Origin of the sequence: Rhodococcus sp. NPDC057529 (assembly GCF_042802055.1) — a bacterium.
Classification (GTDB): Bacteria; Actinomycetota; Actinomycetes; order Mycobacteriales; family Mycobacteriaceae; genus Rhodococcus_F.
Genome location: NZ_JBHVEY010000017.1, coordinates 85806 through 100005, shown reverse-complemented (window position 1 = coordinate 100005; position 14200 = coordinate 85806). Strand labels below are relative to the sequence as shown.

Annotated in this window: 14 protein-coding genes; 7 read left to right on the top strand and 7 right to left on the bottom strand. The window is 69.6% G+C overall.

Annotated elements, in window-relative coordinates:
* Positions 1-2 precede the first annotated feature (2 nt).
* On the bottom strand, positions 3-368 hold the full coding sequence (locus ACFU5V_RS29440; RefSeq protein ID WP_378430286.1) for an ArsR/SmtB family transcription factor: 366 nt from the start codon (positions 366-368) through the stop codon (positions 3-5).
* 168 nt (positions 369-536) lie between these two features.
* Here ACFU5V_RS29440 and ACFU5V_RS29435 point away from each other — a divergent pair, with 168 nt between their 5' ends.
* From ACFU5V_RS29435 to ACFU5V_RS29410, 6 genes are all read left to right on the top strand, one after another.
* Complete coding sequence (locus tag ACFU5V_RS29435) at positions 537-2105, top strand: long-chain-fatty-acid--CoA ligase (RefSeq protein ID WP_378703400.1); 1569 nt, start codon at positions 537-539, stop codon at positions 2103-2105.
* Positions 2102-3163, top strand: a complete 1062-nt coding sequence (locus tag ACFU5V_RS29430) for an MBL fold metallo-hydrolase (protein WP_378703399.1) — start codon at positions 2102-2104, stop codon at positions 3161-3163. The genes ACFU5V_RS29435 and ACFU5V_RS29430 overlap by 4 nt, the downstream gene beginning before the upstream one ends.
* Positions 3160-3921 carry a crotonase/enoyl-CoA hydratase family protein gene (locus ACFU5V_RS29425; RefSeq protein ID WP_378703398.1) on the top strand — a complete coding sequence of 254 codons (762 nt, stop codon included), beginning with the start codon at positions 3160-3162 and terminating at the stop codon, positions 3919-3921. The genes ACFU5V_RS29430 and ACFU5V_RS29425 overlap by 4 nt, the downstream gene beginning before the upstream one ends.
* A 47-nt stretch (positions 3922-3968) precedes the next feature.
* Positions 3969-4856 carry a LysR family transcriptional regulator gene (locus ACFU5V_RS29420; protein WP_378703397.1) on the top strand — a complete coding sequence of 296 codons (888 nt, stop codon included), beginning with the start codon at positions 3969-3971 and terminating at the stop codon, positions 4854-4856.
* 4 nt (positions 4857-4860) lie between these two features.
* A complete protein-coding gene (locus ACFU5V_RS29415; protein ID WP_378435446.1) occupies positions 4861-5739 on the top strand; it encodes a LysR family transcriptional regulator in 879 nt (292 codons plus the stop codon).
* 144 nt (positions 5740-5883) lie between these two features.
* On the top strand, positions 5884-6711 hold the full coding sequence (locus tag ACFU5V_RS29410) for an enoyl-CoA hydratase/isomerase family protein (RefSeq protein WP_378703396.1): 828 nt from the start codon (positions 5884-5886) through the stop codon (positions 6709-6711).
* Positions 6712-6717: 6 nt separating this feature from the next.
* Here the strand turns inward: ACFU5V_RS29410 and ACFU5V_RS29405 are convergent, their stop codons facing one another.
* The 6 genes from ACFU5V_RS29405 to ACFU5V_RS29380 all read right to left on the bottom strand — a co-directional run bounded on the left by ACFU5V_RS29405 (position 6718) and on the right by ACFU5V_RS29380 (position 12785).
* Positions 6718-7350 carry a Dabb family protein gene (locus ACFU5V_RS29405; RefSeq protein ID WP_378703395.1) on the bottom strand — a complete coding sequence of 211 codons (633 nt, stop codon included), beginning with the start codon at positions 7348-7350 and terminating at the stop codon, positions 6718-6720.
* Positions 7343-7696 (bottom strand): hypothetical protein, encoded by a 354-nt coding sequence (locus ACFU5V_RS29400; RefSeq protein ID WP_378703394.1) that lies wholly within the window; start codon positions 7694-7696, stop codon positions 7343-7345. The genes ACFU5V_RS29405 and ACFU5V_RS29400 overlap by 8 nt, the downstream gene beginning before the upstream one ends.
* 79 nt (positions 7697-7775) lie before the next feature.
* On the bottom strand, positions 7776-9425 hold the full coding sequence (locus tag ACFU5V_RS29395; RefSeq protein WP_378703393.1) for a class I adenylate-forming enzyme family protein: 1650 nt from the start codon (positions 9423-9425) through the stop codon (positions 7776-7778).
* Positions 9426-9442: 17 nt separating this feature from the next.
* Positions 9443-10207: an SDR family NAD(P)-dependent oxidoreductase gene (locus tag ACFU5V_RS29390; protein WP_206013239.1), complete on the bottom strand. Its 765-nt coding sequence runs from the start codon at positions 10205-10207 to the stop codon at positions 9443-9445.
* A gap of 34 nt (positions 10208-10241) precedes the next feature.
* Positions 10242-11375 carry a thiolase family protein gene (locus tag ACFU5V_RS29385; protein ID WP_378435457.1) on the bottom strand — a complete coding sequence of 378 codons (1134 nt, stop codon included), beginning with the start codon at positions 11373-11375 and terminating at the stop codon, positions 10242-10244.
* An 84-nt stretch (positions 11376-11459) separates the two neighbouring features.
* Positions 11460-12785, bottom strand: a complete 1326-nt coding sequence (locus ACFU5V_RS29380) for an MFS transporter (RefSeq protein WP_378703392.1) — start codon at positions 12783-12785, stop codon at positions 11460-11462.
* A 212-nt stretch (positions 12786-12997) separates the two neighbouring features.
* Here ACFU5V_RS29380 and ACFU5V_RS29375 point away from each other — a divergent pair, with 212 nt between their 5' ends.
* Complete coding sequence (locus tag ACFU5V_RS29375; protein WP_378435461.1) at positions 12998-14191, top strand: acyl-CoA dehydrogenase family protein; 1194 nt, start codon at positions 12998-13000, stop codon at positions 14189-14191.
* Positions 14192-14200 lie beyond the last annotated feature (9 nt).

Below are 14200 nucleotides of genomic sequence, written 5' to 3'. Positions count from 1 at the left end.
ATTCACCTTTCCTCTTCGGCTCCCGTGTGATTGTGATAGTGCGTGGCACCGATGGTGTGCAGCAGTTCGTGCACGGTGTCGTCGGCGAGCCGGTACCGCATCGAACGGCCGTCCCGCGTCGCCGACACCCACCCCTGGTTGCGGAGCAACCGCAGCGCGTGCGAGACCGCGGTCCCGGTCATGTCGAGGGCCGCCGCCAGGTCGCCGACGCAGATGTCGGGGGCGTGGTGCAGGCACAGCAGCAGGCGGAGGCGGTTACCGTCCGACAACAGTTCGAACCGGTTGGCCCAGCCGTCGATGTCGGGGGTGTGCAGTGCCGCCGCCGCACGCCGAACGTCCTCGGGGTTCAGGGCGGGGGTGGCGGCCATCACGCCAGTCTACAAACGCCGCGAGGCGGTCCGGCCGGGCATCCATAGGCGATTCCTCACTGTCCGTTCGGCTCTGTGACTTTGTTTCCGCACTCACACCGGTGGTCGACTGGCACCACACGTCACCCGGTCCCCCGGCGGCGTCGACGACTCATCGAGGAGCCTGATGTGAGCGGTCTGCATCTTCCCCAGCGCGTACGGCACCATGCCGCGGAACGGCCCGGAGCACCCGCGGTGACGTGCGGTGACACCACACTGACGTACGCGGAGCTCGACTGGCGGACGAACCGGATCGCAACAGCGCTGTCGGCGTTGACATCCCGGGGAGGCCGGGTCGGTGCACTGCTCCGGATGCGCACCGAAGGCGTCGAGACGTTCGTGGCCGCCGCCAAGTCGGGGCTCGTGTTCGTCCCGCTGAACTGGCGTCTCCCCGCCGCCGAGGCCGCCGCGGTCGCGGTCGACGCCGGGCTCGAGGTGCTGATCGTCGAATCCGAATTCGCTTCCACCGCCGACACCGTCCGCGACGCACTCCCGCGGCTGATCGTGGTGGTGGTCGATGCGGTCGACGGCGACGCCCTCCCGCCCGGCGCCTGGACGTGGGACCGGCTGGTCACGTCCGGCACCGCCACCGACCCGGGGCTCGGGGACGACCCCGCCGCCGAGGTGCTGCAGCTCTACACCTCGGGCACGACCGGGCGTCCGAAAGGTGTGGTCGCGACGCATCGCAACCTGCACAACGAACCCGACGGCCTGCTGATCTACCACTGGAAAACCGACTCGGTGGCACTCGACGCCTTGCCGCTGTTCCACATCGCGGGCGCCGGCTGGCTGAGCACCTGCCTGTCCGCGGGCGTTCACGTGGTGCTGCTCGGCGCGTTCGACGCGCGGCAGGTCGCCGAACTGATCGAACGGCATCGGATCACCCACGCGTTCCTGGTTCCCTCGACCATCCAGATGCTCCTCGACGTGCCCGACCTCGAGCGCTACGACGTGTCGAGCCTCGAGCTGGTCGCGTACGGTTCGGCGCCAATCACCACCACGCTGCTCCGGCGGGCGATCGATCGCCTCGGCTGCGGATTCGTGCAGCGCTACGGCATGACGGAGACGACGGGCTCGGTCACCGCCCTCGCCGCCCGGGACCACGACCCGTCCGGGGACCGCGCTCATCTGCTGCGATCCGCAGGCAGGCCCATGCCCGGCGTCGAGGTCGAGATCCGGGACGTGGTGACCGGCGCCCGGCTCCCGGTGGGCGAATCCGGGGAAATCGTGTGCCGCTCACGCAACAACGTCGCGGGCTACTGGAAACGGCCGGACGAGACGGCGAAGCTGCTCACCCACGACGGTTTCCTGCGCACCGGCGACGCCGGGCACATCGACGCGGAGGGTTATCTGTTCGTCACCGACCGGGTGAAGGACATGATCATCACCGGCGGCGAGAACGTGTACCCGACCGAGGTCGAAACGGTGCTCGCCGAGCACCCGGCGGTGGCCGAGGTCGCGGTGGTCGGTGTGCCGCACCGGACCTGGGGCGAATCCGTGACGGCGGCCGTCCGGCTCGTCGATCCGTCGGACGCACCGGACGAGCAGGATCTGATCGCATTCGCCGCCGACCGTCTCGCGTCGTACAAGAAGCCGCGCGAGATCGTCTACGTCGCCGAACTTCCGCGGGGCGCGAGCGGCAAGGTCCTCAAACGCGCCCTGCGCGAAGGACTCCGCGACACGGAGGTGCCGTCGTGATCGTCACCGAAGACGTCGGCACCGTCCAGCGCGAGGCCTGGGCCCGAGGCGTGCTCCCACCCGTCGAACAGGTGCGCCCCGGATTGTGGTCGATCCCGGTGCCGATGCCACGAAACCCGTTGCGGTACGTCCTGATCTACGCGCTCGCGATACCCGACGGTCTCGCGCTGATCGACGTCGGCTGGGATTCCGAGGAGTCGTGGCGGGCGCTCGTCGACGGGATCGCGCAGACCGGGCACCACGTCACCGACGTCCGGTACGCCGCCGTCACCCACCTGCATCCCGACCATTTCGGTCTCGCACCCCGACTGCGGGAGGTCAGCGGCGCCGCGCTCGCGATGCACGGCGCGGACGCCGCACTGCTCTGCCACCATTCGCCGGCGGACACCGCAGCCGACGAACACACGTGGAACACCCAACTCGCCCAGTTGGGGGCACCCACCGGCATCCTCGCCGCCGCGCGCGTCGACCTCGTCCGGCTGGGGCCCGGCGAATCCGTGGACGTCGTGCTCGGCGACGGCACTCCCCTGGACCTGCCCGGCTGGGATCTGCGGGCGGTCTGGACTCCGGGGCACACGCCCGGTCATCTGACGTTCGTCGACGACACCCACGGTCTCATGTTCAGCGGCGACCACATGCTCCCGCGCATCAGTCCCAACATCTCCACGGTCCCGGGCGAATTGGAGAATCCGCTGCACCGGTACCTGCTGTCGCTGCACGCCACCACCACGATGCCCGACGGCGAGGTGCTGCCCGCGCACGAGTACCGGTTCCGGGGGATCGCCGACCGTGCCCGGCAGCTGATGGGGCATCACGAGGAACGCTTCACCGAGATCGTCGCCGCTCTGAGCGTGCGCCCCGAATCGACGGCGTGGGAGATCTCGCAACACATTTCGTGGTCGCGTCCGTTCGACACCATGTCCGACCGCCTGCTGCGCCTCGCCGTCCGCGAAACCCACGCCCACCTGCTCGTTCTCGCCGACCGCGGAAGCATCCGCTCGCTCGGCGGCCACCCCGAACGCTGGACCCCCACCTCCCGTAAGGAAGACACCCCATGAGTGTGGTTCTCACCGAATTCGCCGACGGCGTCGCCGTCATCACCCTGAACCGCCCGGAGGCGAAGAACGCCGTCGACCTGGAGGTCGCGAAGGCACTCGCCGCCGCGATCGACGAATTCGAGGCGCGGCCCGACCTGACGATCGCGATCCTCACCGGCGCCGGGGGAACGTTCTGCGCGGGCATGGATCTGAAGGCGTTCAGCCGCGGGGAACGGCCGTCGCTGCCCGGCCGCGGGTTCGGCGGACTCACCGAGGCCCCGCCGACGAAACCGCTGATCGCCGCCGTCGAAGGGTGGGCGCTCGCCGGCGGCTGCGAGTTGGCGCTGTCGGCCGACCTGATCGTCGCGGCCCGCGACGCCAAGTTCGGCATCCCCGAGGTCAAGCGGGGCCTCGCCGCGGCCGCCGGCGGTCTGCTGCGGCTCCCGAAGGTGCTGCCCTATCCGATCGCGATGGAGATGGCGATCACCGGCGATCCCCTCACCGCCGAGGTCGCGCACGCACACGGACTCGTCAACCGGCTCACCGAGCCCGGGCAGGCCCTCGCCGCCGCCCGCGACCTGGCGGCCCGGGTCGCCGCCAACGGTCCCCTCGCAGTCCGGGCCACCAAGCAGGTACTCGCGATGACGGCCGCCTACACCGACCCCGACGCGTTCGCCGGGCAACGGCGCTTCCTCGATCCGGTGTTCGCCTCCGAGGACGCCCAGGAGGGTGCGCGTGCGTTCGCGGAGAAGCGCCCGCCGGTGTGGCGTGGCCGATAGCCGCATGACCGGCACAGCCCGCGTCACAGCTTCCGTACGATGACGGCGTGGACCTGCATCTCGTCACCTACTTCGTCGCGGTAGTCGATCACGGCGGGATCACCAGGGCCGCGCAGTCCCTCTACATCTCGCAACCGTCCCTTTCGCAGGCGATCCGCACCCTCGAACGCCGCCTCGGTGTCACCCTGTTCGACCGCACCGGGCGGCGTCTCGAACTGACCGAGGACGGCCGCACGCTCGACGTCGCCGCCCGGCGCATCCTCGCCGACGTCGAGCGGGCCAAGGCCAAGGTCGCTGCGGTGCGCGAACTCGTGTCCGGCCGCGTCGACGTCGTCACGTACGCGGCGTTCTCGATCGATCCGATCGTCGACCTGGTGCGCCGGTTCCGTGAGCAGTACCCCCGGGTGACGGTCCGCGTCATCGACGCCGACGGCCCCACCGGGGTCCTCGGTGCCCTGCGCCGCGGCGAGGCCGAACTCGGGGTGATCGACCTGTCCGTCGACCACAGTGCACTGCACTCGGTCCCCATCGGTGATCAGGAACTGGTACTGGCCCTGCCAGACGCCCTCGCCGACACCCTCCCGGATCCGGTGCCCCGCTCGGCGGTCCGGGACATTCCCCTGATCCAGGATCTCGGGGACAAGAGCGACGCGGGCCTGATCACGGATCTCGTGGGTGATCCCGCGAACGTGGTCGTCGACTGCACCCACCCGGGCGCGACGTGGGAACTGGTGATGCGCGGCGCGGGGGCCACCGTCCTGCCCCGCCTGGTCGCGGAGGAACAATTGCGCGGGGTCGCGATCCGGTCGATGACGCCGAAACTGACCCGCCCCGTCGGACTCGTCCAGCGGTCCGGCCCGGGATCGCCGGCGGCCTCGGCGTTCGTCTCGATCGCGCAGGCCACCCAGGCCACTGGCACTCGAGAGGGGAACTGACCACATGGAGTTGCGTCAGGTCGAGTACTTCCTCGCCGTCGTGGAACACGAAGGCATCAACGGTGCCGCCGCGTCACTCGGCGTCGCACAACCCACCATCTCGCAGGCACTGCGCGGGCTCGAGCGGGAACTGGGCGTGCAACTGTTCCACCGCATCGGCCGCGGCATGGTGCTCAGCGCCGCAGGCCGCAGCTTGGTCGGGCCGAGCAGGCAGATCCTGCGCGACGTCACCGCCGTCGAAGACCTCCTCGCCACCTCCGACGGGGCACTGTCCGGCCGGCTCGACGTCATGGCGTTTCCGGCGCTGGCGATCGGTCCCCTCGTCGACCTCGTCACCGAATTCCGGCGAACCCACCCGAACGTGCTGGTGCGCTTGGGCGAATTGAAAGACGAGGCCCAGGCCGGCTCGCTGATCGAGGACGGGCACTGCGAATTCGTGGTGGCCCACCTCCCGCTCGACGACGCCCGGCTGGACGTCCTCGAACTCGGCGAACAGGAGTACTGGCTCGTGTACCCTCCGGGCACCGACCTGCCGGAGGGCCCGGTTCCGCTCGCCGACCTCCCCGACGTCCCGATGGTGTTCGTTCCCCGCGGCCACTCCGTCGCGGACGAGATCGAGGAATCGATCCGCCACGCCGGGGCACGACCGCACCTCGCGGCGCTGTCCGATCACCGCGAGGCGCGACTTCCCCTGGTACTCGCCGGGATCGGCGGGACCCTGCTGGAACGGTCGATCGCGGACGCGGCCCGGGATCGCGCCGTGGTCCGCCGGGCGGAGCCGACGATCGCCCGCACCTTCGGGATCGCGTTCGACCCCGACATGCTCTCCCCTGTCGGGCACGCGTTCGTCGAACTGGTGCGGGCGCACACCTCGAAGACCTGAACACAGCCCATAGGTTTCACCTCATCCTGCGTGTCCCAGAACGACTTTGCGACGGGGCGCCTCCGGTGATCGACTGACGGGGAGCGGCACGGCGCCGGCCACCCCGGGCGTCGCCGAGAACCGCGCCCACGTCTGGAGCCGCGCATGAGCATCGAATCCCTCCCCTCCACAGCAGGACCCGCAGCCGCCGAATCCGACATCCTGGTCGGCCGGGACGGCGCGGTTGCGACGATCACACTGAACCGGCCCGCACGGCGTAACGCGCTGACCCTCGACTCGTGGATCGCGTTGCGCGAGGCGCTCGGCGAACTCGCCCTCGACGACGCCACCCGCGTCGTGGTCCTCACCGGCGCGGGCAGCGACTTCTGCACCGGCGCGGACCTCGACAAACGCGCCCCGATGCACCCACTGGACCGGATGCGGCGGATCAACGCGACAGCGCTCGCGGTCGCGGAATTCCCCAAACCGCTGATTGCGAAGGTGCGCGGCTACGCCGTCGGAGCCGGCTGGAACCTGGCACTGCTGTGCGATCTGCTCATCGCCTCCCGCGACGCACAGTTCAGCCAGATCTTCGCCAAACGCGGCCTGTCGGTGGATTTCGGCGGCTCCTGGCTCCTGCCGCGCATGGTGGGACTGCACCGCGCGAAACGCTTGGTCATGCTCGCCGAGATGCTCGACGCCGAGCAGGCGGACGCGCTGGGACTCGTCAGCGAACTCGTCGAACCGGAAGAACTGGACGCCACGGTCGCCCGGTTCGCCGCCGGCCTCACGCGATCGCCGACCGTGGCCGTCATGCAGTCGGCGCGACTGATCGAGGACGGCACCACGTCGTCGCTGCGGGACGCACTCGAGAACGAGGCCCGTTCGCAGGCGGTCAACTTCGCGACCGACGCACCCGCCGCATTGCGCGCCTTCGTGGAAAAGCGTCCGCCCGCATTCAGCGGGGAATGGCAGGTGCCGCAACCGTCGTAGGAACCGCTAGATGATCGCACCGTCGATCGCGCAGAAGCTGTGGCACAGCCGGGTGACGATCCGCGACCCGCGTTCGGGGTCGAACCACCGATCGATGTGCGCCCAGTGGTAGGGGTGCGTCATGTACGGCCCGGACAGTCCGTCGAGGTCGGCGTACTCCTGCTCCCAGACGTGGGTCCACCGCGCGGCGCCGGCCGACTCGTGCACGCGGCTCAGCTGTGACGTCCCGACGGTGCGGATGTAGTCCGGCATGGCCCGCGTCTCGGATTCGAACTGCTGCACCGCTGCCGGGTCGGCCGAATCTTCGACCGAGACGAGGAGCGTCCGGTACACGGCCGGTACGAGAGCGCGTGGGGCGGGCGCGGGCACGCCCGTGTAGGCGACGCTGTCGACGTGCCCGATCTCGGGGACGGACAGCTGTGCGGTGATGTCGGGTTCGGCGGCGCGCCAGTCGGATTCGTCGTCGAACTGGAGGTGCGCGATCACGTCGCCGCCGTTGATGCCCCCGGGCAGTGTCGGTGCCACGAGAACACGCCGGGCCCGGGGAGCCGCGACGTCGTGCAGCCTGCCTGCCAGCGACGCAGCGGCGCTGCCGTCCGAGTCCGCGACGAGGTGAATGAGCGTGGTCACCTTAAACATCGGTCGCGACCTCCACGTCCGCGGGCGCGCAGGAGACAGTGCGTCGCCGGGTGGTGAGAAGCTCGTCGGCGTCCTCCCACCAGCGGAGCACCTCCGCGTCGTGGCGTGCGAGCAGGCTCTGGTGCCACCAGGCGCGAGCGCCGCGCACGGTCCAGCTGACACTGACGGTGTTGGACTGGGCCTCCAGCCACACCGGCGGGGAGACGAGCACGCGGTCGAGGGTAAGCCCGCGCGCCCGCGCGCCGGGCGCATAGCGTTCCAGGTAGGCGGCGAGAAACGTGCGCGCCCGACCGGGCGTCACCACCATCTCGTCGACGACGTACACGATCGGCTCGGCCGCAACCATCAGCGCTCCCTCCTTCCCGCTACCAGGACGGTAGGGGACGGAGGGAGCGCGTCACAGGGTTGCGTCCACCCAGCGGGAGCTACGTCGCCGCGGCCGCGAGTTGCTCGCGCAGTTTCGTCTTGAGGATCTTCCCGGCCGCGGAGGTCGGCAACTGCTCGACCACCACGACGTCGCGCACTTTCTTGTACGGCAGCACCCGCTCGGCGACGAACGCGGACACCGCATCCCCGTCGACCGTCACACCCGGCATCGGCACCACGAATGCCACCGGCTCCTGGCCGACGCTGCCCGCCTCCCGGCCGACGACGGCGGCGGAGGACACGTCCGGGTGCGAGACGAGGATCTCCTCGAGCTCACGGGGATACACGTTGTAGCCCTTGTAGATCAGCATGTCCTTGGTGCGGTCGCAGATGAACAGGTACCCGTCCTCGTCGAGGTAGGCGATGTCGCCGGTGTCGAGCCAGCCGTCGACGAACTGCTGCGCCGTGATCTCCGGGTGGTTCAGGTAGCCGTCCGTGACCTGCGGTCCGCGGACCCACAGCTTGCCGCGGTCGCCGGCCTCCAGTACGGCACCGGAATCGTCCTGGGCGCGGATCTGCACCTCGGTGTCGAAGACCGGCAACCCCACACTGCCGAGTTTGTAGGCGACGGAACCGGTCAGCGGTGCGGAGGCGACCAGGCAGGTTCCCTCCGTCAGCCCGTACCCCTCGACCACGCTCGCCGACGGGAACGCCCGGCCCAGCGCCTCGAGCGTCACGTGGTCGATCGGTGCGGCACCCGAGGAGACCACCCGCACCGAATCGGTGTCCCGGGTCGCGGCGTCGGGATGCGTGGCGACCGCGTGCCACATCGCCGGGCTCCCGGTGATGTACGTGGCGCGGTGCGTTTCGATCAACTCCAGCATCCGGCCGGGCTCGAAGCGTCCGGCGAACACCTGCGTCGCCCCGCACAGCAGCAGGAACGACATGTTGATCAGCGCGTGCGCGTGGAACAGCGGCGACACGACGACGGTCGCGCCGGCGCCGGGCACCACCCCGCGGTCGCCGAGACTCTCGAGGGGACGCAGTTCGAGTCCGCCGTCGTCGGTGGCCCGCACCTCGTGGCCCGCCCGCCAGGCGATCATCTGGGTGACGTTGGCGAGGACGTTGCGGTGCAGCACCCGCACCCCCTTGGACAAGCCGGTGGTGCCGCCGGTGTAGGCGAGGTGGGCGACGTCGTCACCGGACACCTTCGGGGCGAACGGTGCGGCGGTGTACCCGTGGACGAACTCGTCGAACCCGAACTGGCCGCGACCGACGCCCACGGGGAGGCCGGCCACCACGATGGTGCGCACGGTGGTGCCGCTCGCCGCCTCGGTGAGGGTGTCCAATTGCCCGGGCTGGGTGACCGCGGCGACCGCCCCCGTGTCGACGATCTGCGAGCGCAGGCCGGGGCCCGGCTGCAGCGGGTTGACCAGGGTGACGGTTGCGCCGGCCCGCAGCGCGCCGTAGTAGGCCACCACGAATTCGATGCAGTTGCCGAGGTGCAGGAGCACCACGTCGCGCTCGGTCACCCCCGCATCCCGCAGCGCGGCGGCGAACGCGGCCGAGCGCTGGTCCAGCTCACGGTAGGTGCACACCGTGTCGCCGTCGACCACTGCGGCCTTGTCGCCGTACAGGTTCGCCATGCCGGGCGGAAACGCCGCCAACGTCAGTTCGGGGTAATGCAATGCCGGTGCAGCAGAATTCACGTCGGGTCCTTAGTTCGTCAGCGAGGTGCCATGCGGATGGCGCCGTCCAGGCGGATGGTCTCGCCGTTGAGGTAACCGTTCTCGAGGATCTGGCAGGCGAGCTGCCCGAACTCGCTCGGCTTGCCCAGACGCGACGGGTTCGGCACCGACTTCTCCAGCGACGCGCGTACGTCGTCGCGCAGCCGGGCGAGGAGCGGGGTGTCCATGATCCCCGGGGCGATGGTGCACACCCGGATGTTACGGCTGGCGAGGTCCCGGGCCGCGGTGACCGTCATGCCGACGATGCCTGCCTTCGATGCGGTGTAGTTGATCTGGCCGATCTGGCCCTCGAACGCGGCGACGGACGCCGTCAGCACGACCGCGCCGCGCTCGCCGTCGATCTCCTCCTGCCGCGCCATCCGCTCCGCCCCGAGCCGCAGGGCGTTGAACGAGCCGACGAGGTTGAGCCGGATCACGAACTCGAAGTCCTCGACGGAGCCTGCCTTGCCGTCGGAGTCGAGGATGCGCATCCGGCGTCCGGCGCCTGCGCAGTGCACGAGGCCGCGCAGTCCGCCGCGGTCGTCGGCGACGTCGAGTGCGGCCGCGAACTGCTCGGAATCGGTCACGTCGGCGGGGGCGAACTGGGCGGCGCTGCCCAATTCCTTCGCGGCCGCCTCGCCATCGGAGTTCGGCAGGTCGATGAGCGTGACCTGAGCGCCCGCGTCGACGAGCCGGCGGGCCGTCGCCAGTCCGAGACCGGACGCGCCGCCGGTGACCGCGGTCGAAATTCCCTTGAGTTCCATCGTGCGTGTGTTCCCTTCGAAAAGTGTTGCCGGATCAGAGAAGTTCGAGAATGGTGGCGTTGGCGAGGCCACCCGCCTCACACATCGTCTGCAGTCCGTACCGAATGCCGTTGTCCCGCATGTGGTGGACGAGCCTGGTCATGAGGATCGCCCCGGAACCGCCGAGCGGGTGCCCGACGGCGATGGCGCCGCCGAGCGGATTGAGGCGGTCCTTCGCGGCGCCGGTCTCCGCCTGCCATGCCATCGGGACGGGAGCGAACGCCTCGTTCACCTCGAATGCGCCGATGTCGTCGATCTTCAGTCCCGAGCGGGACAGTGCCTTCTCCGTCGCCGCGATGGGTCCGGTCAGCATGATCACCGGGTCGTCGCCGGCGACGGCGCACGTGTGGATGCGGGCCATCGGGGTCAGGCCCAGTTGGGCGGCCTTCTCGCTCGTCGTGACGAGCAGCGCACCGGCGCCGTCGGAGATCTGTGAGGAGTTGCCGGCGTGGATCACGCCGTCCTCCTTGAAGACGGTCTTCAGCTTGCCGAGCGATTCGAGGGTGCCGCCGCGGCGGATCCCCTCGTCGCCGGCGAGGACGTCGGAGAGCGGTGCGAGTTGCCCGTCGAATGCGCCCCGGTCCGCGGCGTCGGCCGCGAGTGCGTGGGATCGCAGCGCGTACTCGTCGAGCGCCTGACGGGACAGCCCCCACTTCTCGGCCATCATCTCGGCGCCGGTGCCCTGGCTGAACCCGCCGACGCCGTACCGGTCGAGGACGGCCGCCGGGAAGTGTTCGCCGTTCGTGCTGGCGCTGCCCATGGGAACCCGGCTCATCGACTCCACACCACCGGCGACGACGATGTCCTCGTGGCCGGCGATGACGGTGGCGGCGGCGAAGCTCACGGCCTGCTGGCTCGATCCGCACGCCCGGGTGAGGGTGGTGCCCGGCACCGTTTCGGGCCAGCCTGCGGCGAGCACGGCGGTGCGGGCGACATTGCCAGCCTGCTCCCCCACCTGGCTGACGCAGCCCCAGACGACGTCGCCGACCTGATCCGGGGAGAGTCCGGTGCGCGCCGCGAGGGCCTCGAGGACGTGCGCCGACAGATTTGCGGGGTGGATTCCGGACAGGGAACCGCCACGCCGCCCGATGGGCGTGCGGACGGCGTCGACGATCACTGCATCGCGCATGGTGTGTTCCTTCGATCTGAGGGGGTGACTCGAATCAATCACGGGCGAAGTCGTCAGCACAACGACTTTCGGCCGATGGCAGCGTTAGTTCGTGCCTATGTCCGCGGCGACGCCCCGCACCAGCTTCTTGTCGCGCTCGGGGTTCGCGAAGAGCAGCGCCCCGACGGCGCACACGGCGGCGACGAGTCCGAGGGCCTGGAACGCGGTGGCGTACCCCTCGGCGGGCGAGGCGGCCGCGTCGACGATCAGACCGGTCGCGTACGGGGCGACGAGACCGCCGATCGCCATGACCGCGAGGAAGACGCCCAGGGTGCCGGCGGTCTGGCGGGGCGGGCAGATCTCCGAGATCGCTGCGTTGAGCAGCGGGAACACCGACGCCGCGAAGCCGTAGCCGACGGAGACGACGAGGACGGCCACCGCGGGCGCGGTGATGGACGGGAGGGCCAGCAGGATCGCACCGCAGATCAGCACCCCGACAGCGGGGACGACGACGCGGACCACGCGGGACGTCGAGCCGCGGGCGAGCAGTCGGTCGCCGATCACGGACGACAACAGCATCAGGATCAGCCCGGCGATGCTCGGGAACGCGAACATGGAGCCGGCCTGCAGGCGGCTGTACCCGAGGCCCACCTCGAAGTACGACGGCAGCCATGTCAGAACCACGGCGACCAGCGCGTACACGCTCATGACGAGAAGCGCGCCGCTGATGAACGTGCGGGTCCGGAAGATGCGACCCCACGGCACCGCCGGTTCGCCCGCGTCACCGGCGCCGGAATCGGCGCCCTTGCCGCTGCGGATGTACGGGCCTTCGCTCCAGACGGTCAGCCAGACGACGCACCACACGACTCCGATGGCTGCCAGCGCGACCAGCGCGTAGCGCCACCCGAACGTGACGGTCACGAACGCGAGAGCAGGCGCGACGGCGATCTTCGCGATCGACGCGGCGCCGGCGAGCAGGGCGCTCGGAAGCCCGCGCCTGGCAGGTGCGTGCCAGGAGTATGCCGCGGTGTGCAGCAGAGCGGAACTCGGGCCTTCCGCGAGCCCGAGCAGCAGACGGCTGATCAGCAGCACCGCGAAACTCGCGACGACCACGAGCGGGAGCACCGCGACGGACCAGGCGATGGCGAGCAGCAGCAGCGCCCATCGCAGCGACATCCAGCGGTTCAGCGCACCGGCGAAGAACCCGCCGACGGTGAAGGTCAGGAAGAAGAGGCTTCCCACCAGCCCGATCTGCGAGGCGCTCAGCCCCAGCTCGTGGGCGAGGGGCTGGGCGATGATGCCGAGGACGGCCTTGTCGGCGTAGTTGACGACGTAGAGCAGCACGAGGAGCGCGGTCAGGCCCCAAGCGCGGCTGCGGGACTCGGAACCGATGGCGACGGCCCGGTCGAGGGTGGCAGTGGAGCGGGTCACGTGGTGATCCCTTCGAAGAATGTGGTGGCGTGGGTCACAGTGTCACGGCCCATTCAACGGACCGGGCAGCCCCCGATCAATACGCACTCGGCGAAGGCACCGGCTACGTCTGCCTATGAGTCGCCGAGGTGCGGGTTCATTGGACTGCGCTATCCGACCGATAGCCCGAACACCTCTGGAAGGGCACCCGTGGATCGGGCATTCTGAATTCCATGAGCCGCCTCGCCCACACTCTCGATCTGACCGAGTTCCAGACCGAGATCGTCGACACCGTTCGCACTTTCGTCGATCGCGACATCATCCCGGCCGCACAGGAACTCGAACACTCGGACACCTACCCCCAGGCCATCGTCGACAAGATGCGCGACATGGGCCTGTTCGGGCTGATGATTCCCGAGGAGTACGGCGGGCTGGGCGAATCGCTGCTCACGTACGCGTTGTGCGTCGAGGAACTCGCCCGCGGCTGGATGAGCGTGTCGGGTGTGATCAACACCCACTTCATCGTCGCGTACATGATCCGTCAGCACGGCACCGACGCCCAGAAGAACCACTACCTGCCGCGGATGGCGACCGGCGAGGTGCGCGGCGCGTTCTCGATGTCCGAGCCCGAGCTGGGTTCCGACGTCGCCGCGATCCGGACCAAGGCCAAGCGCAACGCCGATGGCAACTACGTGATCAACGGCCAGAAGATGTGGCTCACCAACGGCGGCAGTTCGACTCTCGTCGCCGCATTGGTGCGCACCGAGGAAGGCGCCGCCAAGCCACACGACAATCTGACCACGTTCCTGATCGAGAAGCCCGCCGGTTTCGGCGAGGTCCTCCCCGGACTCACCATCCCGGGGAAGATCGACAAAATGGGCTACAAGGGCATCGACACCACCGAGCTCGTGTTCGACAGCTACCGCGCGGCCGCCGGCGACGTCCTCGGCGGGACCCCGGGCCGCGGGTTCTCCCAGATGATGGACGGCGTCGAGGTCGGCCGGGTCAACGTCTCCGCCCGCGCGTGCGGAGTGGCGATCCGGGCGTTCGAGCTCGCCGCTCGATACGCGCAGCAACGCAGCACGTTCGGCAAGCCGATCGCGGAGCATCAGGCGGTCGCGTTCAGCCTCGCCGAGATGGCGACGAAAGTGGAAGCCGCGCATCTGATGATGGTGAACGCGGCCCGCCTGAAGGACTCCGGGGAACGCAACGACGTCGCAGCGGGCATGGCCAAGTACCTCACCAGCGAGTACTGCTCCGAGGTGACCCAGGCCAGCTTCCGCATCCACGGCGGCTACGGGTACTCGAAGGAGTACGAGATCGAGCGCCTGATGCGCGAGGCACCGTTCCTCCTCATCGGCGAGGGCACCAGCGAGATTCAGAAAATGATCATCAGCAAGGGCGTACTGCGCAGTTACGCACTGTAATCCGAAGGA